The sequence below is a fragment of the Marivirga arenosa genome, assembly GCF_030503895.2.
GTDB classification, from domain to species: Bacteria; Bacteroidota; Bacteroidia; order Cytophagales; family Cyclobacteriaceae; genus Marivirga; species Marivirga arenosa.
This window is the reverse complement of sequence record NZ_CP129970.2, coordinates 840,936-865,170: the sequence shown is the minus strand read 5'-3', so window position 1 is coordinate 865,170 and position 24,235 is coordinate 840,936. Positions and strand designations below refer to the sequence as shown.

Annotated in this window: 21 protein-coding genes and 1 tRNA gene; 14 read left to right on the top strand and 8 right to left on the bottom strand. The window is 33.4% G+C overall.

The window, feature by feature from the left end:
• Positions 1-369: 369 nt before the first annotated feature.
• The 4 genes from QYS48_RS03795 to murI all read left to right on the top strand — a co-directional run bounded on the left by QYS48_RS03795 (position 370) and on the right by murI (position 6,242).
• Entirely contained in the window at positions 370-3,513 is a 3,144-nt protein-coding gene (locus tag QYS48_RS03795; protein WP_308357583.1) for a TonB-dependent receptor, read from the top strand.
• Between the two features lie 11 nt (positions 3,514-3,524).
• The gene (locus QYS48_RS03790; protein ID WP_308357582.1) at positions 3,525-4,841 is read left to right on the top strand and encodes a RagB/SusD family nutrient uptake outer membrane protein; all 1,317 of its coding nucleotides are present in this window, start codon (positions 3,525-3,527) and stop codon (positions 4,839-4,841) included.
• A gap of 87 nt (positions 4,842-4,928) precedes the next feature.
• The gene (locus QYS48_RS03785) at positions 4,929-5,378 is read left to right on the top strand and encodes a hypothetical protein (RefSeq protein ID WP_308357581.1); all 450 of its coding nucleotides are present in this window, start codon (positions 4,929-4,931) and stop codon (positions 5,376-5,378) included.
• A 51-nt stretch (positions 5,379-5,429) separates the two neighbouring features.
• Positions 5,430-6,242, top strand: coding sequence for a glutamate racemase (gene murI, locus QYS48_RS03780; RefSeq protein ID WP_308357580.1), 813 nt, complete (start codon positions 5,430-5,432; stop codon positions 6,240-6,242).
• On the opposite strand, the gene QYS48_RS03775 is transcribed toward murI, so the two are convergent.
• Positions 6,229-8,211 (bottom strand): HAMP domain-containing sensor histidine kinase, encoded by a 1,983-nt coding sequence (locus QYS48_RS03775; RefSeq protein WP_308357579.1) that lies wholly within the window; start codon positions 8,209-8,211, stop codon positions 6,229-6,231. The genes murI and QYS48_RS03775 overlap by 14 nt on opposite strands.
• 226 nt (positions 8,212-8,437) lie before the next feature.
• On the opposite strand from QYS48_RS03775, the gene QYS48_RS03770 reads away from it, so the two are divergent.
• Positions 8,438-10,312 carry an amidophosphoribosyltransferase gene (locus QYS48_RS03770; protein WP_308357578.1) on the top strand — a complete coding sequence of 625 codons (1,875 nt, stop codon included), beginning with the start codon at positions 8,438-8,440 and terminating at the stop codon, positions 10,310-10,312.
• A gap of 64 nt (positions 10,313-10,376) precedes the next feature.
• On the opposite strand, the gene QYS48_RS03765 is transcribed toward QYS48_RS03770, so the two are convergent.
• Positions 10,377-11,285 (bottom strand): hypothetical protein, encoded by a 909-nt coding sequence (locus QYS48_RS03765; protein ID WP_308357577.1) that lies wholly within the window; start codon positions 11,283-11,285, stop codon positions 10,377-10,379.
• Positions 11,286-11,332: 47 nt separating this feature from the next.
• A complete protein-coding gene (locus QYS48_RS03760; protein WP_308357576.1) occupies positions 11,333-11,926 on the bottom strand; it encodes a spheroidene monooxygenase in 594 nt (197 codons plus the stop codon).
• A 285-nt stretch (positions 11,927-12,211) separates the two neighbouring features.
• On the opposite strand from QYS48_RS03760, the gene QYS48_RS03755 reads away from it, so the two are divergent.
• A complete protein-coding gene (locus QYS48_RS03755; RefSeq protein ID WP_308357575.1) occupies positions 12,212-12,715 on the top strand; it encodes a hypothetical protein in 504 nt (167 codons plus the stop codon).
• Positions 12,716-13,436: 721 nt separating this feature from the next.
• On the opposite strand, the gene QYS48_RS03750 is transcribed toward QYS48_RS03755, so the two are convergent.
• A tRNA-Met gene (locus QYS48_RS03750) sits at positions 13,437-13,509 on the bottom strand.
• Between the two features lie 111 nt (positions 13,510-13,620).
• Here QYS48_RS03750 and era point away from each other — a divergent pair.
• From era to QYS48_RS03725, 5 genes are all read left to right on the top strand, one after another.
• Positions 13,621-14,508, top strand: a complete 888-nt coding sequence (gene era, locus QYS48_RS03745; protein ID WP_308357574.1) for a GTPase Era — start codon at positions 13,621-13,623, stop codon at positions 14,506-14,508.
• Between the two features lie 57 nt (positions 14,509-14,565).
• Entirely contained in the window at positions 14,566-14,922 is a 357-nt protein-coding gene (locus QYS48_RS03740; RefSeq protein ID WP_308357573.1) for a four helix bundle protein, read from the top strand.
• 55 nt (positions 14,923-14,977) lie between these two features.
• The gene (der, locus tag QYS48_RS03735; protein ID WP_308357572.1) at positions 14,978-16,285 is read left to right on the top strand and encodes a ribosome biogenesis GTPase Der; all 1,308 of its coding nucleotides are present in this window, start codon (positions 14,978-14,980) and stop codon (positions 16,283-16,285) included.
• A gap of 64 nt (positions 16,286-16,349) precedes the next feature.
• A complete protein-coding gene (locus QYS48_RS03730; protein ID WP_308357571.1) occupies positions 16,350-16,631 on the top strand; it encodes a hypothetical protein in 282 nt (93 codons plus the stop codon).
• Positions 16,632-16,762: 131 nt separating this feature from the next.
• Positions 16,763-17,176 carry a BLUF domain-containing protein gene (locus tag QYS48_RS03725; protein ID WP_308357570.1) on the top strand — a complete coding sequence of 138 codons (414 nt, stop codon included), beginning with the start codon at positions 16,763-16,765 and terminating at the stop codon, positions 17,174-17,176.
• Between the two features lie 48 nt (positions 17,177-17,224).
• Here the strand turns inward: QYS48_RS03725 and QYS48_RS03720 are convergent, their stop codons facing one another.
• Positions 17,225-18,301, bottom strand: a complete 1,077-nt coding sequence (locus QYS48_RS03720; RefSeq protein ID WP_308357569.1) for a ketoacyl-ACP synthase III — start codon at positions 18,299-18,301, stop codon at positions 17,225-17,227.
• Between the two features lie 34 nt (positions 18,302-18,335).
• Positions 18,336-18,926: a TetR/AcrR family transcriptional regulator gene (locus tag QYS48_RS03715; RefSeq protein ID WP_308357568.1), complete on the bottom strand. Its 591-nt coding sequence runs from the start codon at positions 18,924-18,926 to the stop codon at positions 18,336-18,338.
• Between the two features lie 277 nt (positions 18,927-19,203).
• Between QYS48_RS03715 and accD the strand changes: the two genes are divergently transcribed.
• Positions 19,204-20,043, top strand: coding sequence for an acetyl-CoA carboxylase, carboxyltransferase subunit beta (gene accD / locus QYS48_RS03710; protein ID WP_308357567.1), 840 nt, complete (start codon positions 19,204-19,206; stop codon positions 20,041-20,043).
• Positions 20,044-20,110: 67 nt separating this feature from the next.
• Here accD and QYS48_RS03705 read toward each other — a convergent pair whose 3' ends face one another.
• Positions 20,111-20,605 carry a hypothetical protein gene (locus QYS48_RS03705; protein WP_308357566.1) on the bottom strand — a complete coding sequence of 165 codons (495 nt, stop codon included), beginning with the start codon at positions 20,603-20,605 and terminating at the stop codon, positions 20,111-20,113.
• 64 nt (positions 20,606-20,669) lie between these two features.
• On the opposite strand from QYS48_RS03705, the gene QYS48_RS03700 reads away from it, so the two are divergent.
• Positions 20,670-21,647 (top strand): radical SAM protein, encoded by a 978-nt coding sequence (locus QYS48_RS03700; RefSeq protein ID WP_308357565.1) that lies wholly within the window; start codon positions 20,670-20,672, stop codon positions 21,645-21,647.
• A 154-nt stretch (positions 21,648-21,801) separates the two neighbouring features.
• Complete coding sequence (gene nqrF / locus QYS48_RS03695) at positions 21,802-23,106, top strand: NADH:ubiquinone reductase (Na(+)-transporting) subunit F (RefSeq protein WP_308357564.1); 1,305 nt, start codon at positions 21,802-21,804, stop codon at positions 23,104-23,106.
• Positions 23,107-23,163: 57 nt separating this feature from the next.
• Here the strand turns inward: nqrF and QYS48_RS03690 are convergent, their stop codons facing one another.
• The gene (locus tag QYS48_RS03690; RefSeq protein WP_308357563.1) at positions 23,164-24,222 is read right to left on the bottom strand and encodes a cyanophycinase; all 1,059 of its coding nucleotides are present in this window, start codon (positions 24,220-24,222) and stop codon (positions 23,164-23,166) included.
• Between the last annotated feature and the right edge of the window lie 13 nt (positions 24,223-24,235).

Here is a 24,235-nt window from a genome sequence, read left to right as displayed (position 1 = left end):
CTTTTTGTTTTAGATTAAATTAAGAGTTTTATTTATGAACTTCTGTAGATAATTTGAATGGATTGGTGATTTACAATATAATATATTGCTTATATATTTTTAAGTAAAATAAAGTATAGGTATATTAGGTAATATGTATTTTAAAATATCTTAATATTAAATAAAAGTAATATTTTATTGTAATTGTATTTTTTCTCATTTAACTTTGAAGCAAATGAAATCACTCAATAGACATAGGCGCTGTAATCGACCAATCCCGGTCCAAGCTCGTAAATCATTGACCCTAATGAATTTACAGCCTATTTTTGACTGCTAGTCAATTCATTTTCACACAAATTTTATTTTTATTTTTCACTTAAATTAATTTCTATGAGACAATTTTTACTCATGGTAACGGCTATTTTATTTATTAGTCATTATTCCTTAGCACAGGATGTTACCATTAATGGTACTGTTACTGATGCTGAAACTGGCGAACCACTTCCGGGTGTAAACGTGGTGATTAAAGGTACTACTGATGGTGTAAGTACCGATTTGCAGGGCTCCTATAAAATATCAGCTGGCCCTGATGCTGTTCTAGTTTTTTCCTTTATTGGTATGGAATCGAAAGAGGTTTCTGTTAATGGCCGATCAAGGATTGACGTAAAATTAGGATATGATGTTTCTCAACTTTCTGAAGTAGTGGTAGTAGGATATGGTTCTCAAATAAAAGAGGATTTGACCGGTAATATTGCTAATGTATCTGGAGAAGATATTGAAAATATTGCAGTTCCAAGTTTCGAGCAAGCAATTCAAGGTAGAACGGCAGGAGTTCAAATAACTTCACAGAATGGTAAAGTTGGAGGAGGAATTAATATCAGAGTAAGAGGGTCGTCTTCAATAACGGCTAGTAATGAACCTTTATATGTGATTGATGGTGTACCTATGACTTCAGCAAGTCAATCAGCTACTAATGCAACTACCAATCCCTTATCTGATTTAAATTTTAATGATATTGAGTCTATAGACATATTAAAGGATGCATCCGCATCAGCAATCTATGGTTCCAGAGGTTCTAATGGTGTAGTTTTGATTACAACTAAATCAGGTAAATCAGGAAAAACTAGAATATCGTTTGATTCGCAATATGGCTTTAGCGAACCTACCAGAAAAAGAGAGTTTCTTAATGCCGGTCAATATGTGGAGTTATTTAGAGAAGCAGCCTATAATACTGACTTAGCAGATGGATTCGATCCCATCAATAATCCTACTGATTATCCAGGTTCTTGGTTAGAAATAATGGAATCAAATATGGATTATCTTGCAGGTCATAGAGACTGGAGACAGGAAACCGCAAATGATCCTAATTGGACGGGTACTGATTGGCAAGAAGAGGCATTCCAAGATGCTCAATTTCAAAATCATAACTTATCAGCTTCAGGTGGCGATGAAAAAACTCAGTTTTACGCAAGTGGTTCCATTACCGATCAGGATGGTATCTTAATTGGGAATTCATTCCAAAGAATTTCAGGTAGATTAAACTTAGATCATACAATTAATGACAAATTGAAAGTAGGTTTAAATGTAGGGATCACAAAAAGTGTAAATAATAGGGTTACAGATGATAATCTATTTTCAACACCTATTCAGTTAGTAGCTCAAACACCATTGACTCCGGTTAGAGATTTAGACGGGGAATTGTATGATGATGCGTTGAATCCATCAATGTTTTATTATCCAGCCACTGTTGAATTGGAGAACTCTACATTTGAAACTTCAGTGTATAGAAATATTGGGAATACTAATTTAGAGTATAAAATTACTGATAATCTTACTGTGGTAGGAGAATATGGTTTTGACTTAATGACTCAGTTTGAGGACAGATATCAAAATTCTAAAACACAGACGGGTCGACCAGCTGATGTAAATGGTGTAGGTCAGGATAGATGGGTTCGAATATTCAACAATACTTCTAAAGCCTATTTAAGATGGGATAAGTTATTTAATGATACTCACAACTTTAATGTTGTAGGTGGAACAGAATATCAGAAGTCAACTAGAGACCAAACTAGCGTAACAGCCCAAGGCTTTCCTTTAGACGAATTAACAAAAGTTGAATCCGCTGCAGAGGCAACAGCTTGGTCAGGTACATTAAATGAGTTTTCTTTCTTATCTTATTTTGCTAGAGTTAACTATAAGTTTTCAAATAAATACTTACTTACCTTAAGTGGAAGAGCCGATGCTTCTTCTAGGTTTGGAGAAAATAACAGATTTGGTTTTTTCCCTGCTTCATCATTAGGATGGGTGATTTCGGAAGAAGATTTTATTTCTGATGCAGGAGCAATAAGCTTTTTGAAATTAAGAGCAAGTTATGGTTTAACTGGGAATGCTGGAATAGGAAATTATGAGCATTTTGGACTATATACTGGTGTGAATTATGGAGGAAGTGCTGCCTTAGCCCCCTTTCAAATTCCTAACCCAGATTTAGAGTGGGAAAAAACAGCTCAGGTTGATGTAGGAATTGATTTTGGTTTTTTCAAAGACCGATTAACAGGTGAAATTGATTATTACAAGAAAAATACTACTGACTTACTTTTGAATGTTCCTGTTCCCGGTACTTCAGGATTTAGATCACAAACTCAAAACATTGGTTCCTTAGAAAATGAAGGTTTAGAATTTGTTTTGAATTATAACCTGATCACTCAGAGTGATTTTACTTGGTCAAGTTCAATTAACATTTCTAGAAACCAAAACAGAATTACAAAATTAGCTGATGATCAAGAGTTTATCGAAAGCGGAAGTTCTAGATATTTGAATACTATAAGATTAGGTGAAGCTATAGGGGTTCATTTTGGAGCTGAATTTGCTGGCGCTAATCCAGCTAATGGTGATGCAATTTGGTATTTGAATCGAGAACCCACTGAGGCAGAACTAAATGGAGGTAGCGTATTTCAGGTGAACCATTTGGGTGATGCTTATGTAACTAATGATTTTGGTTTGGCAGAAAGAAAAGTTCTGGGGAATCCAAATCCAGATATAATATTTGGCTGGAATAACAGTTTCACCTACAAAAATTTCGACTTGAATATTTTAATGCAAGGTCAGTATGGTAATAAAATTTTCTTAGGTGGTGGAACATTCACATCTGCCAATGCACGATTTGAAGATAACCAAACCGCAGATCAACTTGACAGATGGCAGGAAGTAGGGGATATCACTGATGTTCCTCAAGCTAGATTGTATGAGAACAATGGGGCTCAACCTTCAAGTAGATATTTATCTGATGGTTCTTTTGTAAGGCTTAAAACTTTAACATTTGGATATAACTTTCCAAAAGGCTTCTTAGGAAATGATTTTATAGAAAATTTAAGAATTTACTTTTCTGGACAGAATTTATTGACATTCACAAATTATGATGGATGGGACCCTGAAGTAAATACTGATTATCTAGCAAGTAACATTTTCTTAGGAAATGACTTCTATTCAGCACCACAAGCTAGAACTTATACATTCGGTGTTAAACTAGGATTTTAAAAATAATTGACATGAAAAAATTTAATATATATATATTTATTGCTCTGCTTTTGGTAGGTGTATCATGTGAAGACAGACTTGATTTACTACCTCCGCAGGATGTTGATAATAGCGTAGCATTAAGTACTGACGCTAACGTAAAGGCTGTACTCTTAGGCGCGTATGATGCCTTAAGTATAGGTGATTTGTTTGGTGGTAATACACTAAGAAATTCTGAGTTATTAGGAGCGAATGATGAAATTGTTTTCTCTGGAACATTTGGTGATCCAGCTGATATTTGGAGAAAGCAAATTACAAATATTAATAGTGATGTAACGGAGACTTGGATTGAAGGATATGAGGTAATTAATATCTGTAATAATGTTTTGAGCGCACTTGATGTTGTGGATGAGGCAGATAGAGCTTTAGTAGAAGGAGAAGCTAAATTCATTAGAGGATTAATGTATTTCGAATTAGTGAAATTCTTCGGAACGCCTTACTCTGCCGGAGGAGCTAACTCTTCATTAGCTATTCCTATTGCTGAAAATCCAAATTCAACGGAAGAATATGAAAAGTCTTCTGTTGAAGAGGTTTATCAATTAGTGATATCCGACTTAACATTTGCCGAAAATAACTTACCTTCTGATAACGGTACATTTGCCAATAGAGTAGCAGCAGCAGCTGTATTGTCAAGAGTGTATCTTCAGCAGGAAAATTTTGCTGGGGCAAGAGATGCAGCAAATAGAGGATTAAATTATGCTACTGGTGTTTACAGTTTAGTAGGAAACTTAGCTGGCGTATATAATAATACCAACAATACCTCAGAAGATGTATTTGCGATTCAAGTAAATACTCAGGATGGTGTAAATAATATGCAGTTGTTTTTTGCTTCACCTACTTTAGGAGGAAGAGGTGATATTGAAATCCAGCCATCACATTTTGATATTTACGAAGCTAATGATGAAAGAGCAAATTTATTTTACATTGATGAAGCTACCGATGATATTAGAACTGCAAAATGGACTAACCAATTCGGAAACGTAGTATTAGTTAGATTAGCAGAATTATATTTAACCCGAGCAGAAGGTAATGTAAGATTAGGTCAATCTGTTGGTGATAGTCCAGCTAATGATTTAAATCTTTTACGACAAAGAGCTGGTTTGGCGGATGTTGTAAGTCCAACATTAGCTGATGTTTTAGCTGAAAGAAACGCTGAATTAGCTTTCGAAGGTCATAAGATTCATGATATAAAAAGGTTACAATTATCAACTGATGGGTTACCTTATGATTCTGATCAACTAATTTTCCCAATCCCTCAAAGAGAGGAAGGAGTAAATAGTAATTTATAATATTATATTTTTCTTTAGGAAAGAGATGGCTGTTAGTCATCTCTTTTTTTTTGCCCTGCTTTTCCATATTTTCGAAAGAAAAAAAACATGGATACTATCAATCTCAACTTTAAAGGTACTCGATCTAAAAGACTTGAAAAGAGCATTGCGAAAATTCAAAAGCTTCTCGAAGCACTAAATGAAAGAGATTTACCTGAAGATGTATTGAATAATATTAATGAAGAAATTAAAAAGATAAATACAGCTGACACTGAATCAAAGCTTTATGAACAGATCAATAAATCGTATAATTCCATCTTAAAGATGGTGGAGAAAAGACTAAATTTGGTGACTAAAAATCATTATTTAGCGATTTGGATGGCAATAGGTATGGCTGCATTTGGAATTCCTTTTGGAGTAGTATTTGGCTTAATGCTGGAGAATATGGCTTTTATGGGTTCTGGTATTGGGATTGGATTAGCAATTGGTTTACCCATTGGAGCTGGAATGGATAAAAAAGCCAAAGAAGAAGGGAGGCAATTGGATATCTCAATGTAGAAATTCTTTGATTGTAGTTTTTTATTTTCAGCAAGTTCTCATATTTGCAATATGATTAAAGATAATGCTGCTCCTATAGGTATTTTTGATTCTGGTATCGGTGGGTTAACCGTAGCACACAAGGTTAAAGAGTTGATGCCAAATGAGAATATCGTTTATTTCGGAGATATTGCTCACCTTCCTTATGGTGATAAGTCAGCAGCTGCAATTCAAGCCTACAGTATAAAAGTAACAGATGTTCTGCTTCAGCAAGGCTGTAAACTTATTCTTATAGCTTGTAATTCTGCGTCATCCGCAGCCTTTGAATTAGTTAGAGAATATGTGGGTTCAAAAGCAAAGGTATTTAATGTAATTGATCCTGTTGTAGAATATGTGGCCCAGCACTATAATCATAAAAAAGTAGGTCTCATTGGAACCAAGCAGACCATAAATTCCAATGCATACGAATCAAAGCTTAAACAACTTAATCCTGAAATTGAATTACATAGTTTAGCAACTCCATTGCTAGTTCCTATGATTGAAGAAGGTTTTTTTGAAAACAGAATTAGCCATGATATAATAGAAGAATATCTTCATAATGATCATTTAATGGGTATTGAAGCCTTGATTCTAGGATGTACACATTATCCATTAATTAAAAATGAGATTAACGACTTTTATGAGGGTAAGGTAGATATCCTTGATTCAGCTTCTATTGTGGCTAAAAGACTTCAGCAATTTTTAAAAGATCATGACCTTTTGTCGGATATAAAATTGAATAAAGATAGATTTTTGGTTTCTGATATAACCGCTTCTTTTGAAGCATCAGCAAAAATATTTTTTCATGATGATGTTAAGTTAGAGAAGTTCCCTATCTGGGATTAAGAGGGATTTTTATAGTAAATTGGGATCCTTCGTTAACTTTTGAGTTGACTGAAATTTCGCCTTCTAAAAATGAAATAGCTTTATGTGCCAAAAATAAGCCTAAGCCAGAACCCGGGCTTTTATTACTGATTTTAAAATAAGCTTTAAATATATCATTAAAATATTTTTCATCTATTCCAAAACCATTGTCTTTTACGTGAATATAGAAGAAATGATTTCCTCTATCTGTTGAAATTTCTATTTTATTTACCCCTTCATTTTTGTAAGTCATGGAGTTTTCAATGATATTGTCTAAAGCGATTCGCAAAAGCGAATTATTTGCTAAAACTGAATTTGCTTTAGGATTAATATCAATAGAAATTTGGGAATTATGTTCTTTAATTTCTAATGACATATCATCAATGCACTCTCGAATTAGTTCTTCAATGTCTACTTTAGAAATATCATGTGTAGTATTTAACTCATAAGCCATTTGCAATTTGAATAACATTTTGTCCATGCCCATGGCCGTAACATTTACATTATGAAACAATTTCTTGAGCTGAATATTGTCTTCAGTTAGCTGAGCAATATTATTTAAGCCTAATAAAGTTCTGATGGGTCTTCTTATATCGTGTGAGGCTCTGTAAAGATAGGTGTCTAATTCTTTATTAATTTCTAAAAGTCTTGCAGTTCTTTCCGAAACTTTAGCTTCTAATAATTCATTTAGCCTGTCTATTTTTCTATTCTTGAACCGAAGCCTAAACACATACCATAAAACTACCAAAAGAGCAATTGCTATAATGATTAAGAAAGCAGTTCTTAATTTTAAATGAGAGGCTTGCAATTCATTAGTTTGTTGAAGTAATTCCAATTTGCTGATCTCTTTGTCCAAAAGATATTTTTCTTGCATTCCACTAATGTCATTTTGAATTGCAATAGAATCTCTTTTCAAGTCAACTTTTTCAAACTCCTTATAAAAATCTAATGCTTTTTTGTAGTCTCCTTTATTTTCAGCTAATGCAGCCGCTATTAAAAAATAATCAGTCATTGCTACTGGGTTTGAGAAATTGTATTCACTGTGAATTTGTTCAACTTCTCTAAAAATGGAATCCATTTTTTCAATCTTAGCTTGCGCTTGATAAACTCTTGCTAAATAAATTCCAGCATTAAAAGCACTTCCGTAAACTTCATTTTTCATGCTGTTGGTATAGTCCTCAATTAATAGAGGAAGAGCTTCATCTAACATTCCTAAATCAAAGTAGCTTACTGCTTTATTTCCTTTTGCTATGGAAACAAAAACTGTGTCTTTAAGCAAACGCGACATTTTAATTGATTCATTAAAATTATCAATTGCTTTTTTATGATTTGATAATCTTCTGTTATTCAGTCCTTTATAGTCAATTATTGATCTTAGTAAAATACTGTCTCTTCTGTTTCTTGGAGGGTTTTCTTGAAATATCTGATAAGCCAGTTCGGCATAATTTAAACCTTGATCATAATTTTGTCCCTCAGTATTGATTCTTGATATGGATCTATAGATAGTCACTAAAGGATAAAATTCATTGTTTGATTCATATATACGAGAAGCTTTTAAATAGTTCTCTAAAGCAGAAACTAGTTCATCCTGATGGTGGTATATTTTGCCTAAAGTCTGGAAAAGAAAAGCTTGAAATATTTCGCTTTTTTTTACTTTAGGAATAAGTGTTTTTAGTAAACTAATTGCTTTCTGATTTAAATCAGAATTTTCTAAATAAACCAGAAGCCTGATTACATCTTTAATTTCTTGTTCTGAAATTTCTGAATCACTTGGTATTCCATTCAAAAATTCATCAACTTTTAGATCTTCCGATATGTATTCATTGTCAATCTCCGATCTGTAGTTAAGGTAAATTTGCTCTATTTGCTCGTAATTGTTTTGAGCAAAACTTGGTGTAATAGCTAAAAAATGGGAGCTTAAAAAAAATATGATAAGGTTTAGCTTTTTCAAATCAGGTAAAATTGTAATTGTTTATTGATAGCTTTTTATTCCCTATTAAACATCAAAACTAAATATTTCTTTTTTGAAAATGGCATTTATTACAATTTTCTGTCGGTAAAAAAGTACCGATACATCGAATATATTACTTGTATTATTTTTAGATAATAGCTAATTGAAGAAAAAAAATTGAACATCAATTATAATAAACTTAACTTTGTGTTTTAACGCAACAATCATGAGCGATATCATCAAACACGAATGCGGAATTGCATTAATCCGTTTAAGAAAACCTCTACAATATTACATTGATAAATATGGGCCACTTTATGCTATGAACAAGCTTTACCTATTAATGGAAAAGCAGCATAATAGAGGACAAGATGGTGCCGGTGTCGGAAACGTAAAATTAAATGTAGAGCCAGGGCATCGATATATCAGTAGATATCGTTCAGTGGAAAATCAGCCAATTACACAGATTTTCAAGAAAATTTCTAAAAAATATAAGAAAGCCAAAAAGGAAGGGGGTGAATTATTTAGCCAAGAAAAATGGTTAAAAGAAAATTGTGCTTTTACCGGTGAAGTTTGGTTAGGACATTTAAGGTATGGTACCCATGGTAAAAATTCTATTGAAAATTGCCATCCTATGTTGCGCCAAAATAACTGGAAAAATAGAAGTTTGATGGTAGCGGGTAACTTCAATATGACGAATGTTGAAGAACTATTCGATATATTAACAGAACTAGGGCAGCATCCAAAAGAAAAGGTGGATACTGTAACGGTTATGGAGAAGATCGGGCATTTTCTTGATGAGGAAAACCAAAGAATTTTTGAACTTCATAAAGATGAATATACAAACGCTGAGATTACTCAAATAATTGAAGAGAAGCTTGATTTATTACAAGTGTTGCAGCGAGCTTGTCGTGACTTTGATGGGGGATATGCCATGGCAGGAATTACAGGAGCGGGCCATGCTTTTGTTGCAAGAGATCCATCAGGTATTAGACCCGCACACTTCTATGCTGATGATGAAGTAGTAGTTGTGGCTTCAGAAAAAGCGGCCATTAAAACAGCTTTTAATGTTAATTATGAAGACATTCAGGAAATAAAGCCAGCTCATGCTTTAATCATCAATACAAATGGTGATTATAAAATGGATCAATATATTGAGCCATTAGAACGTAAGTCATGTAGCTTTGAAAGAATTTATTTTTCAAGAGGGTCTGATCCTGACATCTATTCTGAAAGAAAAATGCTAGGGAAGCTATTAGTACCTAAAATTTTAGATGCTATTGATTACGATTTAGAAAACACTGTTTTCTCATACATCCCTAATACGGCCGAAACATCATTTTTAGGAATGATGGAGGGAATGGAGCAACACCTTGCACAAAGGCAATTAGATGCACTGAAAAATAATAAAGATGATGATAAGCTGCTTAAGAAATTACTTTCTTTCAGGCCACGTGTTGAGAAGTTAGTAATTAAGGATGCTAAGCTCAGAACTTTTATTACGGATGATGAGCATAGAGATGACTTGGTGGCTCATGTTTATGATACTACTTATGAAGTGATTAAGAAAAAGGTTGATACTATCGTAGTAATAGACGATTCTATTGTTCGTGGAACTACTTTAGAGAAAAGTATCTTAAGAATGCTAGATCGCCTTGAGCCTAAAAAGATAATTATTGTTTCATCAGCTCCGCAGATCCGTTTCCCTGATTGCTATGGTATTGACATGAGTAAAATGAAAGATTTCATTGCATTCAGAGCAGTATTGGCATTATTGAAAGAGACAAAACAAGAAAATATACTAGAGGAGGCTTATCAGAAATGCTTGCATGGTGATAATTCTGAAAACTACGTAAAAGCAGTTTTTGAGCCATTCTCATATGAGCAAATTTCGAATAAGATTGCTGAATTAGTGAAAGTTGAGACCATTGAAGCAGAGGTTGAAGTGATTTATCAAACGGTAGAAAATTTACACAAAGCGAGTCCCGATCATTTGGGAGACTGGTATTTCACAGGAGATTTCCCAACTAAAGGGGGTAATCGTGTTGTTAATAAAGCTTTTGTAAACTTCATGGAAGGTAAAGAAGTACGAGCTTATTAATGTATCAATAAAAAGTTAAAGCCTTTAAAAATGCATCACTCAATAAGGTGATGCATTTTTTATTTCATTCAAGCCCTAATTTTTCTCTGTATATACTATCATTTACTGAATTTTTATTCCAATAATCAAGCATTAATCTTTCATTTAAAGTAGCTTCAGTTGTCATCATTTCTCCATTTTCAGGGTATGTTTCCTTCCAGCTTTGAATTTTATAGGGGTGATTTGCCTCAAATTGAATTTTAAGGTTTTTTTCTAAATCAGGAATATTTAATTCTAGTATTTTTAAGCTATTATGATTAATGATATCTATGCTTGCCGAATAAGGGATTGCTTCTTTGTGTTTTAGTCTTATATATTGCGTAGAAGGTAAAATCTTAATTTCTCCCGATGGAAGTTTTTCGGGGTTTAATCTTATTAAAGTCCATAGCTCATCCTCCAACCATACTTTTTCTAGTTCTGTTTCGATATCTCCTTCACTCTCAAAATAAGACCTGCTGAGTAAATTATAATATTTATCTTCATTATTGAGTTGCGTAAAAACATGACCACACCATTCCTGAATAGAGGTGGTGATTTTACGTGCATGTAAGTCGTATTGAGGATAAACGGGACTGAAAACTGAAGTCATAATGGAATAGGGATAGATACCCGTTTTGAATTTTTTTGTAAAGTTTAACTTCATCACTTTTTCTGCATCATCTCCAGCCGCTTTTGGATTATCCAATTTCACTTGTTTAGATTTTGAAAAATCTTCAGTAACATAAATCAAAACAGCATGCCCCTTTCTTTGCTGGCCATATCTCACTTGTGTCAGCTCATAGGAGGTTAATTCCGCCTCACCCTGATACCAATAGTCTCCAAAATTTTGATTAAGGGTAAAGTTTATTTTCTCTTTTGATGTAGTGGATTCAGTATTTTGATTGCAGGCTTGAAATAAAATAAAGAGGGGAAGAATTATAATTAACTTTTTCATAATGAATTATTTCTCTGATGAAGTTCAACGGTCTGATGGCTTAGATGTTAATGCTGTAAAGTTTTTAGCACATTAAAACGGCTAAATAATTCTTCTTTATACCAATTTTCATTTTTTACTTTTTTAATAATTTCTTTGTGGATGTCAGCATAAGCATAAGCCTTCATAGCGTCTTCATTTTCCCAGATACTAAAGGTCGCCTGTTCGATCAAGGGCCATTCACCTATTCCTTTGGTGTAAACTAATCCTTTAGCATTCTCAATAGCTTTACTTGCTTTCGGAACAAACTGCCAGAATCGAGTTAACTTGTTAATGTTTATTCTGGCTCTAGTTATCACAGCAATTTTATCATTTTTATAGTTGTTTTTTGAAGGGAATGGATTTTTGCCATACCAGCTTCCATGTGCACTAATAGATTCCAAGAAATGAGTTTTGATACTGTTGGATTTATTTTTCAATTCAATGAATAAAGGAGATTCTTTGAAAAACTGTTTCGCATGATCTTCAGTCTTCCAATTAATTAATAGAGAGTAAGTCGAGAAATCTGGCCATAAACTAAACCCAAAACCGCTACCAGTTCCTAATAATTTAGCAAAATCACAGCCATCAATTTGATCGAACTGCTTTGGTAGTAATTGCATTTGCTTAAAAGCCCAGTATTTATTTTGAGAGTATTTTATTATAGAAAATGTGACCATATAAAAAGATATGACATAAATAACTGTTATTGTAGATTAGAGTTTGATAATTTATCAGTATTAGTGTATTTAAAGATAAAGCAAGATATTTCTTTGATAGGAATAAATATAACTGCTGAATAATCAATAAATTAAATTCACCCTCAATACGATAAAAAATAATTACATCACTTTTAATAGTATGCAGTTTTGCTAGGTATTTTTGTTTTAATATCAATTCGAAATAAAATGATGTTTTTAATTCAAAAATATAAAACTTATAATCTTGACAAGATTTGCGACATTTTTCTAAAAGAATTGTACAAATCAGAATGCGAGAATTTAAAACCAGTAAGCTTGCCTGAGATTCTTGAAAAAAGAAAAATTTATTATGACAATCAGTTAGTTAATGAAACGATTTCTAAATTAGAAAGAGAAGATTACATAAAAAAGTTAAAAAATAATACAAGGTTTTTGTATTTGCCTGCGGGAATGAAGTCTTCTAATGATTTCATTCAAACAGTAAAAAATACATGTGGAGCTGTATATTATTATACACTTAAAAATCGGGGTAGAAGTTTTGTTAAAACACGGCAAAAATTTGATAAAAGTATATCAAAAACTAAATCAGACTACATTGTCCTACTTTTTGATTTAATACTAAGTTTGCTATTGGATACACACGTAAATGTCAATTTTTATCTCAATGTAGATATAAGTATTTTTAAAATAAGTGATTTTATTTATTTATGACTCAGATTTTGTTCAAGATAACTTATCAATAAACTAGAGAAAAATCTAAGAATTATTAAATAGCAGCTTGTCACAAACCAGTCTTTTTTCAAGGCTCGTTTGTGACTTTAGTAGCGGGAGCAGTACTCGACTGCGTCCGCTGACTAGCGGATAAGAGCCCAACGAGCTAATGATTTATTAATAATAGGCATAAAAAAACCAGCCTTGAAGTAAGACTGGTTTATGATTTAGTAGCGGGAGCAGGACTCGACTGCGTCCGCTGGCTAGCGGATAAGAGCTCAACGAGCTGATTATTTATTAAATAATAGGCATAAAAAAAACCAGCCTTGAAAAAAGACTGGTTTGTGATTTTAGTAGCGGGAGCAGGACTCGAACCTGTGTCCGCTAGCCAGCGGATAAGAGTCCAACGAGCTATTTTATATTAAAAAGGACATAAAAAAAACCAGCCTTAAATAAGACTGGTTTGTGATTTTAGTAGCGGGAGCAGGACTCGAACCTGTGTCCGCTGGCAAGCGGATAAGAGCTCAACGAGCTGATTTTTTTAAATAAAAGACATAAAAAAAACCAGCCTTGAAATAAGACTGGTTTGTAATTTTAGTAGCGGGAGCAGGACTCGAACCTGCGTCCGCTGGCAAGCGGATAAGAGCTCAACGAGCTGATTTTTTTAAATAAAAGACATAAAAAAAACCAGCCTTGAAATAAGACTGGTTTGTAATTTTAGTAGCGGGAGCAGGACTCGAACCTGCGACCTTTGGGTTATGAGCCCAACGAGCTACCAACTGCTCCATCCCGCGATATAAACTCTTGATTTTTTCATCATTTTCTGATGTTTCTCTCAAAAGGATTACAAAGGTATGCTAAGGTTTTCAGAAAATCAAGTACCTTTGCAAAATAAATTTAAATTAATGTCAAAAAATCAGCACAAAGCAGGATTTGTAAGCATAGTCGGGAAGCCAAATGTAGGGAAATCTACCTTAATGAATGCATTAGTAGGGGAAAGGCTGTCTATTATTACTTCCAAAGCACAAACTACTCGTCATCGAATAATGGGTATTTTAAGTGGTGATGATTTTCAAATTGTATATTCTGATACGCCTGGAATTCTAAATCCCCAATATGAACTTCATAATTCGATGATGCGATTTGTAAAATCGGCTTTAGAGGATGCTGATGTTTTACTTTTTGTAACTGATTTATATGAGAAATATGAAGAGGGGGATGTTTTAATTGATAGAATTAAAAAGAGTGGGGTGCCAATTATCTTGATTATGAATAAAATCGATCAGGCTAAAGGTTCACAAGCGGTAGATAAAATGAAATATTGGGCGGATATTATTGAGCCAGAACATCAGATTATGGTTTCCGCATTAGAGAAAATAAATATTGAAGAATTATTTTCTAAGCTGATTGAAATTCTTCCTGAACACCCTGCATATTTCCCTAAGGATGAATTGACAGATAAGCCTGAGAAGTTTTTTGTTGAAGAAATCATTCGAGAAAAAATCTTCCAGAATTACAAAAAGGAAGTTCCTTACAGTTGCGAAGTGGTGGTTACTGAATTTAAAGAGGATGATACCATTATTCGAATTCGGGCTGAAATATATGTGGAAAGGAAATCTCAAAAAGGGATCATAATAGGGAAAGGTGGTGAGGCCATTAAAAAGGTAGGGATTGAATCGAGAAAGGACTTGGAAACTTTTTTTAATAAACAAATACATCTTGAAACCTTCGTGAAAGTAGAACAAGATTGGAGAAAGAAAGACTTAAAGCTGAAGAGATTCGGTTATCAATGATAATTAATAATTTGTAAATAATAATTACTAATTTGAGATACCAAGCCTTCAAAAAGTATGAGGTCTGATCATTTAATTCAACAGAAAAGATATAATTTTGCACTGAATATCATAAAATTAGCTCAGAAACTAAAAGGAGTTACACACTTTGAAATATCTAGTCAGGTTTTGCGATCAGGAACATCTATTGGTACCAATGTTGAAGAAGCTATTGGTGGGCAATCAAGGAAAGATTTTTACGCAAAATTATCTATAGCTTATAAAGAAGCAAGAGAGTCTCATTACTGGTTAAGATTAATAAAGGATTCTGGCTTATATAATGGAGATGAGATAAATAATAGGATAGAAGAATGTGAAGAGATACTAAAAATCATCACAGCTATTCTCAATAAAATAAAGCAAAATGGCTTTTAATCAGGGAACATTAATTCTGATTTACTAATTACAAATTACTAATTACCAAATATAAATGTCAAATATAGTAGCAATAGTAGGGAGGCCTAATGTCGGGAAATCCACTTTTTTTAATCGTTTAGTTGAACGTAAACAGGCGATTATGGATAATGAATCAGGAGTGACTCGTGACCGTCAATATGGAGAGGCACAATGGACTGGTAAGAAATTTACAGTCATTGATACAGGAGGGTATGTAACTGGTTCCAGCGATATCTTTGAAAAGGAGATCAGGAAGCAAGTTAAAGCAGCATTAAGCGAAGCAACCGTAATTCTTTTTATGGTAGATTGCCATACTGGACTCACGGATATGGATAAAGACTTTGCAAATGTTGTAAGAGAAGTCGGGAAACCAGTATTTGTAATTGCAAACAAAGCCGATAATACTGAAAAGAGCTATATGGCAGGCGAATTTTACGGATTGGGATTTGATGAAGTATTTACCATGTCTTCAGCAAGTGGATCAGGTAGCGGTGAAGTATTAGATGCGGTTGTAAAGCTTTTTCCTGATGATGATCATAAAGATCCTTACGAAGGAGTGCCAAGGTTGGCTATTTTGGGAAGGCCAAACGCGGGAAAATCATCATTTTTAAATGCGTTATTAGGTGATGAGAGAACAATTGTTACTGACATTGCTGGAACTACTCGTGATTCTATCAATACACACTATAAATTGTATGGCAAGGATTTTATTTTAACTGATACTGCCGGTTTGAGAAAAAAGACTAAATCTAAAGATGATATAGAATTTTATTCAACTATTCGAGCTATTCAATCTCTTCAAGATAGTGATGTATGTATTATCATGATTGATGCAACTCGTGGTTTTGAATCTCAGGATATGCAAATCATAGGATTGGCCCATAAAAATAAAAAGGGTATCATGATTATGGTTAATAAATGGGATCTGATTGAAAAAGATGGAAAAACGCATGATAAGTTTAAGAAAGAAATTCAAGAAAAGCTTGGTCCACTTGATTATATTCCAATAATATTTACCTCTGTAGTTGAAAAACAAAGAATTTTTCAAGCAATAGAACTTGCCACAAAAATATATTTTAGCAGATCAGAAAAAGTAAGTACTTCTGCTTTGAATGAAGTAATGTTAAAGGAGATAGAGAAATATCCACCTCCAGCACTAAAGGGGAAATATATTAAGATTAAGTATGTAACTCAATTACCTACTTATACTCCAACTTTTGCATTTTTCTGCAATTTGCCACAATACATAAAGCCACCTTACGAAAGATACTTAGAAAACAGGCTAAGAGAGAATTTTGACTTCGAAGGGGTTCCAATTAAACTAGTTTTTAGAAAAAAATAGTAAATACTTTTGCAGGTATTTAAAATTAGATACATTTACATCTTAAACCATAATCAATTGAACTATGAAAAAATTATTTACACTAGTTTTACTAGGAGCATTTAGTTTAGCTGTTTTTGCATGTGGAAATACAAGCGAAAAGGAAGAAGCTAAAGAGCAAATGGAAGAATCAACTGAAGAAGTAAAAGATGCAGTTGAAGATGCAGCTGACGAAATGGGTGATGCTGCTGAAGAAATGAAAGAAGATGTAGAAGAAAAAGTTGAAGAAGGAAAAGAAAAAGCAGAAGATGCTGGTGAAGAAATGAAAGAAGCAGCTGAAGAAGTGAAAGAAGAAGTTGAGAACTAATATTTCTCAAATTATAAAAGTTTAAAAGGCTACCAATTGGTAGCCTTTTTTTATTGCTAGATGTTTAGTTAAACAATTTTTAAATTAAACTATTTACATATAGGTTCATTTTTTAATTAAACATAATTTTTATGCTATCTCAATTAGTGTATGTAAGTGATAGAGTGAATAATTCGGAGAAAGAAATCGAGAATATTCTTCAAGCTTGTAAAAAGAATAATCCAGATTTAGGTATTACAGGAGCTCTACTTTACTCAGATAAAAAATTTTTGCAATTAGTAGAAGGGGAAAATGATACAATAATGACTTTATATGACAAAATAAAAGATGATCACCGTCATAAAAACTGTATTATGCTGTCGTATATGCCTATCACTAAAAAAAGTTTTCCATCTTGGCATATGGGGTCAAAAAAGATAGGAAGTAATGAAATTGAATTTGACACTAGTATCAATAGTGCTGAAAAACAGATTTTTTCTAACTTATTAGATGGTAAGGAAGAGAATGGCTCTAAAACAAAACAAATAATCCAAAAGTTTTTTTAATAAATACTAAGAGAGTAATTCATAAATTTGAATTACTCTCATAAGATATCACATTCTATAAATGATGGCGTTTATATGCATTCCAGCTCCAACTGATGCCAGAATAATGTCATCTCCACTTTTTACTTTATGACCTTCAAGTTCTCCTTTTAACATTAAATCAAGCATAACAGGAACAGTGGCTACTGAATTATTACCAAATTTCTGGATTGTCATAGGCATCATTTCTTTAGCCTCTAACCTTAAATCATACAATTGACCAAGCTTTCTTAGAATTGCCTCATCCATTTTTGCATTCGCTTGATGAATTAATACTTTTTGAATGTTTTCTAAAAATATCCCAGACCTTTTTAAGGCAATCTGCATGGCAGCAGCTACTTCATCCAAAGCGTATTCATAAATTTTACGTCCTTTCATTTTAATGAACCTGGCTTCTTCTTCAAGTCCTGGTTTATTGGACTTACCCATGGCTAAGTAGTTAAGTTCTTCTGCAGCATCTGTTCTATTGGCAAACCCTAAAATTCCTTTTCTGTCGTCATCATATGAAGCTGAAACAATGGTTGCTCCGGCTCCATCTGAGAATATCATTCCATCTCTATCATGTGGATCCACGCATCTACTGAGGGTTTCAGCTCCAATTACCATAATGTTTCTACAAAAACCACTGCGAATCATTTGATATGCTTGTATAACACCTTGAACCCAACCTGGGCATCCGAAGATGATATCATAGCATACTACATCAGGATTTTTAATATTTAATTTATGCTTAACTTTTGCTGCTAAACTTGGCATATTATCTACTCTATTGGTACCATATTCTATGTCGCCAAAATTGTGAGCATATATAATATAGTCAAGATCTTCTTTGTCAATTGTACTGTTTTTTAAGGCATTTTCAGCTGCAATAAAACCCAGGTCAGAATTCAATTGATCTTTGTCTGCATATCGTCTTTCTTTGATTCCAGTAATTTTCTCAAACTTTTGAATAATTTCTTCATTAGAAACTTCAAAAGGTGTTCCATCTTCCATGTAAAATTCGTGTTGTAGAAAATGTTCATTTGGCACTACATTTTCAGGAACGAATGATCCTACTCCATTAAAAACTACATTAGGTGTTTTCATATTAATTATATATAGTCTGTACTTAAAATTTTAATTAATTATTTTTTACGGCATCCCAACATGCATTTGCAGCCTGTTCTATCCTTTCAGCACTTAATTTCTGTTTATGATCTATCTGTAATTTTGCCAATGAGGTAATGGGGCCATAGGCTAAAGATATAATGGTGTAAATCGGTAAATCTTTCATGGCCTTTGCGCTTTTTGCTTCAATGAAAAACATCATTACTGGAGACATAATCATAAAACTTTCCTCTCTTGTAAGCTTACTCATGTAAGAAGCGTATCTGTGTTGTTCTATAAATTGAAAAGCTTTAGGGTGATCCATGAAATAATTGATAAGGTTCATCCATAAATGTTTGAACCGATCTTTGAAGGATTTATTCTCATTATAACCATCAAGCATAGCATTCATTACCTTTCGCTTTATTTCTTTAAATAACTCATTGATTAATGCCTCCTTATTTTCAAAATATCTATAAATAGTGCCTGCACCTATTCCAGCTTTTTCTGCAATCATAGAAATAGGAGTTCCATGAAATCCATTCTCGGATATCAATTCAAGCGTTGTATCTAAGATTAGATTTTTCTTATCAAGTTTATTTTTAAGTGCGGAATGAACGTTCATTCCGAAAAGTTCGTGACTTTAAAATTCTCATCAAAATATTTTTATAAATATTTAAACCGCTGGTAACCAGAAACTAACGTTTGTTAGTAAGTGGGTGTAGTATATTCTGAAGATAATTTTGCGTAGATTTTATCTATTATTTAACCAGAAAGGCTTGGATATTTTTTAGCGATAAAACCGGATTTAATATTTTACTTTGGCAATTGACATTCAATTCATTTATCTTTGACCTTCCAATTAAAACCTGTAAAAGGTTTAATTAAAAATTTGAAACAATATGGCTTGGTTTAAGCGACAAAATAAAGGGATTTTAACTCCTACAGAGAATAAAAAAGAGGCTCCGGATGGCTTGTGGTATAAAACCCCAAGTGGGAAAATCATTCACATGCGTGAGCTCAAGCAAAACGCCTATGTTAGCCCAGATGATGAATATCATGTTAGAATAGGCTCTAAAGAGTATTTCGAAATTCTTTTTGATGATAATAAGTTCACAGAGCTTGATAAAGATATGGTTTCTGGTGATCCTTTAGAATTTGTGGATAGCAAGCCGTATCCTAGTAGGATCAAGAAAACTCAGGAAAAAACAGAATTAAAAGATGCTGTTCGATCTGCTCACGGAAAGATGAATGGGTTAGACATTTGTATCGCTTGTATGGATTTTGGATTCATTGGTGGTTCAATGGGCTCTGTGGTTGGAGAAAAAATTGCTAGAGCGATTGAATATTCTATCAAGAAGAAAGTACCTTTTTTAATGATTTCAAAATCAGGGGGCGCTAGAATGATGGAAGCAGGATTTTCACTAATGCAAATGGCTAAAACATCCGCTAAACTTGCTCAACTCTCAGAAGCAAAAGTACCTTATATTTCATTATTGACAGATCCAACAACAGGCGGGGTTACCGCATCATATGCTATGTTGGGTGATTTCAATATAGCTGAACCTGGTGCTCTAATTGGTTTTGCTGGACCTAGGGTAATCCGTGAAACCATAGGTAAAGATTTACCAAAAGGCTTCCAAAGCTCAGAGTTTGTCCTTGACCACGGCTTTTTAGACTTTATAGTAGATAGAAGACAATTGAAAACGAAGTTGACAACATTGCTGAAAATGTTGAAATAATATTTTAACTCTCAAAATGCCAGTAGAACCACTGGCATTTTTTATGAACTGCTATCGGGTAAAGTCATTAATCAAACTCTTTTAATATTTTTCTAGCCCTTGATTGAAATCCTTTAGATGCATTTTCAAATTTGAATAATAGAATTTCCTTTAATAAATGCATTAAGTCCTTATTATTTTTGGATAGTTCAAAGGCTACACTCATAGAAAATACCTGAACTGCAATTGAGCTTTCATTTCTTTCCAAGGTCTCAAATGCGAGATGTGTACATTTTTCTTGAAGTTTTATTGGGATTTCTATGAATTGAAATGTGCGCCAAATATTCCTTTCTAAAGCTTTGGAGGGATTATTCTCTAATAATTTTATTAGCAAAGTAATGTCTTGTTCTTTTATTATATCTGGTTTTAATTCTACTACACTACTAAAAACCCAGGAAGCTTTATCATTAACTTCAGGTTTTTTCAAAGCTTCTAATAGAGTTTCTACTTCAACTTTTGCGCTTAATACTTCTTGTTGTAAAGTTTCCTTCTCAATCTTATACTTGATTTTACTATAATCCATTTTTTTCAAGCATTCTCATAAACACAATTTAGCATTTAGAGTAGCTTATTCCTAACTTTAGGCCATGCGCTTAATCCGAAAACCGGTTTTATGTAATTATTATGTGACCTACAGGTGCAATGCGAGTTGTCACTTTTGTGATATCTGGGAGAAGCCTAGTCCCTATATTGAACTAAAGGATGTAGAGAAAAATCTAAAGGACTTAAAGAAATTAGGCGTAAGAGTTATTGATTTTACTGGAGGAGAACCATTATTACATCAACAAATAGATGCTTTTCTCAGAATTGCGAAGAAATTAGGCTTTATCACCACCCTTACCACTAATGCATTATTGTATCCTAAAAAGGCAGAAGCACTTAAAGGATTAGTGGATATGCTTCACTTTTCACTCGATTTTGCAGATGCGGCAAAGCATGATGAAGTGAGAGGAGTGGGCTGTTTCGATTTCGTTATGAAGTCGATTGAAATAGCTAAATCTCTGGGTGAAAAACCTGATATTTTGTATACCGCCATGAATGAAAATATTCATGAGCTAGAAAAAATATACTATAATATATGTTTACCAAATAACTTGGTACTGATTGTAAATCCTATTTTTGATTATAATGCAGTTGAAACTGGAGGAGGATTAACTCAAGAAAATCTTCATTATTTAACAAAGGTCAGCAGATGGAAAAATATTTATTTAAATGAAGCCTTTATTAAATTAAGAGAAGAAGGTGGGAATCATGTAGATGATCCTGTTTGTAAAGCGGCTTCTTCTTCTATTGTAATCTCCCCAAAAAATGAATTGATTTTACCCTGTTATCATTTAGGAAAGCAAGAATTCCCAATTCAAGGAGATTTATATAATTTGTATAAGTCAGATGAAGTTCAAAAGCTAGCAGCTCTTGAAGGCAGGCTTCCTGAGTGTGAAGGATGTGCCATAAATTGTTATATGCAGCCCTCATTTGCAGTAGAAATCAATCGCTATTTCTGGAAAGCATTGCCCTCAACCATAAAATATAACCGCCTAAAAGGGACCTGGAAAAATATTTTTTAATAATTTGAAAATTTCGCCAACTTTTTGAATGTTCAAACTGTTAGAAATTCAAATATATTATTGGAAAAATATTGAGCCTAACTTATAGGTTTACATTTTATGTAATATATTTGCAACTCAATTAATTGAATCATTAAGAACAAAATAAAAGTTCATGACATCAGTAATTATCACTTCAATTGTTGCCTTTACAGTGCTAATACTATTATTAGTATTGATTCTGTTATTTGCGCAATCAAAATTAGTTCAGTCCGGACCAGTTAATATTGTTGTTAACGGAGATGAAGACAATCCAATTGTAACAACGGCCGGCTCCACTTTATTGTCTACTTTATCAGGACAAGACATTTATTTACCATCTGCTTGCGGTGGTGGTGGTACTTGTGCCATGTGTAAATGTGTTGTTGAAGATGGTGGAGGTGATGTACTTCCTACAGAGGAAGGTCACTTAAGCCGTTCTGAAAAGAAAGAGAATGTTAGACTTTCTTGCCAGGTTAAGGTAAAAGAAGACATGCATATCCGTATACCAGAAGAGATTTTTGGTATCAAAAAGTGGGAGTGTACTGTTAAATCTAACTACAACGTTTCTACTTTCATTAAAGAATTTGTTGTTCAATTACCAGAAGGTGAAACTTTAGATTTCGAATCAGGTGGTTATATACAAATTGATGTTCCAGAAATTACTTGTGAATTTAAAGATATAGATATTACTCCACATCCAGACTTAGGTCACAAAGATGATATCTTCAAAGAAGATTGGGATAACTTTGGTCTGTGGGATTTAGTAATGAAAAATGATGAGCCAATCTTTAGAGCTTACTCTATGGCGAATCACCCAGCGGAAGGTAATATCATCATGCTGAATATTAGAATTGCTACTCCACCATGGGATAGAGCTAAAAATACTTGGATGGATGTTAATCCTGGTATCTGTTCTTCTTATGTTTTCACTAGAAAACCAGGTGACAAAGTAACAATCTCTGGACCTTATGGTGAATTCTTCATTAATGAATCTGATGCAGAAATGATTTATATCGGTGGTGGTGCAGGTATGGCTCCATTAAGATCTCACATCTTCCACTTATTCCATACTCAGGGTACTGATAGAAAAGTATCTTACTGGTACGGTGGTAGATCAAAAAGAGAATTATTCTACGTTGATCATTTTAGAAAGATCGAAGAGAAGAATCCTAACTTCCAGTTCCAAATCGCGCTATCTGAACCATTAGAAGAAGATAACTGGAAAATTAAGAAGAGCTTAGATGATAAAGACGGTGATGGTTACACAGGATTCATTCACAATGCTTTATACGAAAATTACCTGAAGCATCACAAAGAGCCGGAAGAAGTAGAATACTACTTATGCGGACCTCCAATGATGAATGCTGCGGTATTGAAAATGTTAGATGACATGGGAGTACCACCAGAAAACATCAGATTTGATGACTTCGGAGGTTAATCCATAATAAATATTGAATAGAGAGGGCTTTTAAAAAGCCCTTTTTTTATGTCAAAATCACTCAGGATGCTGTATGTCGTTACTTATTATTCCATTATTGACATTTACCTGTTCTGATGTAACTTCATTAATTAAAGGCTGCCAATTAAAAATATTAAAGCTTTTTGTATAATTATCCTTTCCCCTCACTGAATAAGCAGTGATTCCATCAGTCCAATGCAAAGTGGTATTAGTCTCACACCTATTTGGTGATGAATTTGCAGTCAAAAAGTATGCATAATCTTGATATTCCGAATTTCCAAAAACTGCTGCGTCTCCATTTTCTTCTATAGCTACGGCAGTATGTTCATCAACAGCAATAACTTTAATGTCTTCGTAATTTGCTATTATTCCATCTTGAATGCATCTAGCCATGAAGGATATGGTTCTTCCAAGTCTATTTCTTTCTGAAAAGTGAGAGTCAGTAATTATATTTTGTAAACTTGGAATTGATATAAAATCAGTTTTTAATGTTTCCATGTTTGTGTGATAAGGGTTTTCAAGAGCTTCAGAGGACTTTACACCTAAATTTTGAGGGATATATGCAATTCCGCTCAGTACTGCTAATCCTGCTGAAGTACCACCTATAGGTACTTTTTTATCATTAAATAAATACTCTATAGCACTTTCAACTTCAGTATTTTTCCAGAGATTGTAGTATTCCGTTTGGTCACCACCCGCTATGAATAATGCTTCAGCAGCTCTTATTTTTTCCCTGACAAAGTTTGAATTAGCTTTTTCCTTGCTATCAACCACTATTGTTAGGATTGAATTGACTCCTTCTATAAAAGTATCATCATTATAACCATCGCGGTCATCAGTTCTTAGGACTACAAAATCACCACCATCCGATTTTGATACCATCCAATCGAACCATATTTTTTGATCGGTTGCTCCACCTGCCAACAGTAATCCTAAGCTACTATTAGTTTCAATGTCACTTGTGCTGCCTGTTAGATAATAGGTGACATTTGTATTTTCTTCAACAGACTCTTTATCGACTACTTCATTTTGAGATTCTTCGAAATTACATGCTAGTAATAGTGTAGAAAGAAATAAAAATGCTGACGCTTTCATAAATTGTAGGTTT

What these genes read in the sequence shown, in the direction of transcription:
- accD (WP_308357567.1), top strand. Translation starts at nt 19,204, where the DNA reads ATGGCTTGGTTTAAGCGACAAAATAAAGGGATTTTAACTCCTACAGAG.
- QYS48_RS03765 (WP_308357577.1), bottom strand. Translation starts at nt 11,285, where the DNA reads ATGAAAAAGTTAATTATAATTCTTCCCCTCTTTATTTTATTTCAAGCC.
- QYS48_RS03705 (WP_308357566.1), bottom strand. Translation starts at nt 20,605, where the DNA reads ATGGATTATAGTAAAATCAAGTATAAGATTGAGAAGGAAACTTTACAA.
- QYS48_RS03760 (WP_308357576.1), bottom strand. Translation starts at nt 11,926, where the DNA reads ATGCAATTACTACCAAAGCAGTTCGATCAAATTGATGGCTGTGATTTT.
- QYS48_RS03715 (WP_308357568.1), bottom strand. Translation starts at nt 18,926, where the DNA reads ATGAACGTTCATTCCGCACTTAAAAATAAACTTGATAAGAAAAATCTA.
- QYS48_RS03730 (WP_308357571.1), top strand. Translation starts at nt 16,350, where the DNA reads ATGAAAAAATTATTTACACTAGTTTTACTAGGAGCATTTAGTTTAGCT.
- der (WP_308357572.1), top strand. Translation starts at nt 14,978, where the DNA reads ATGTCAAATATAGTAGCAATAGTAGGGAGGCCTAATGTCGGGAAATCC.
- QYS48_RS03785 (WP_308357581.1), top strand. Translation starts at nt 4,929, where the DNA reads ATGGATACTATCAATCTCAACTTTAAAGGTACTCGATCTAAAAGACTT.
- era (WP_308357574.1), top strand. Translation starts at nt 13,621, where the DNA reads ATGTCAAAAAATCAGCACAAAGCAGGATTTGTAAGCATAGTCGGGAAG.
- QYS48_RS03720 (WP_308357569.1), bottom strand. Translation starts at nt 18,301, where the DNA reads ATGAAAACACCTAATGTAGTTTTTAATGGAGTAGGATCATTCGTTCCT.
- nqrF (WP_308357564.1), top strand. Translation starts at nt 21,802, where the DNA reads ATGACATCAGTAATTATCACTTCAATTGTTGCCTTTACAGTGCTAATA.
- QYS48_RS03725 (WP_308357570.1), top strand. Translation starts at nt 16,763, where the DNA reads ATGCTATCTCAATTAGTGTATGTAAGTGATAGAGTGAATAATTCGGAG.
- QYS48_RS03690 (WP_308357563.1), bottom strand. Translation starts at nt 24,222, where the DNA reads ATGAAAGCGTCAGCATTTTTATTTCTTTCTACACTATTACTAGCATGT.
- QYS48_RS03790 (WP_308357582.1), top strand. Translation starts at nt 3,525, where the DNA reads ATGAAAAAATTTAATATATATATATTTATTGCTCTGCTTTTGGTAGGT.
- QYS48_RS03770 (WP_308357578.1), top strand. Translation starts at nt 8,438, where the DNA reads ATGAGCGATATCATCAAACACGAATGCGGAATTGCATTAATCCGTTTA.
- murI (WP_308357580.1), top strand. Translation starts at nt 5,430, where the DNA reads ATGATTAAAGATAATGCTGCTCCTATAGGTATTTTTGATTCTGGTATC.
- QYS48_RS03740 (WP_308357573.1), top strand. Translation starts at nt 14,566, where the DNA reads ATGAGGTCTGATCATTTAATTCAACAGAAAAGATATAATTTTGCACTG.
- QYS48_RS03795 (WP_308357583.1), top strand. Translation starts at nt 370, where the DNA reads ATGAGACAATTTTTACTCATGGTAACGGCTATTTTATTTATTAGTCAT.
- QYS48_RS03700 (WP_308357565.1), top strand. Translation starts at nt 20,670, where the DNA reads ATGCGCTTAATCCGAAAACCGGTTTTATGTAATTATTATGTGACCTAC.
- QYS48_RS03755 (WP_308357575.1), top strand. Translation starts at nt 12,212, where the DNA reads ATGATGTTTTTAATTCAAAAATATAAAACTTATAATCTTGACAAGATT.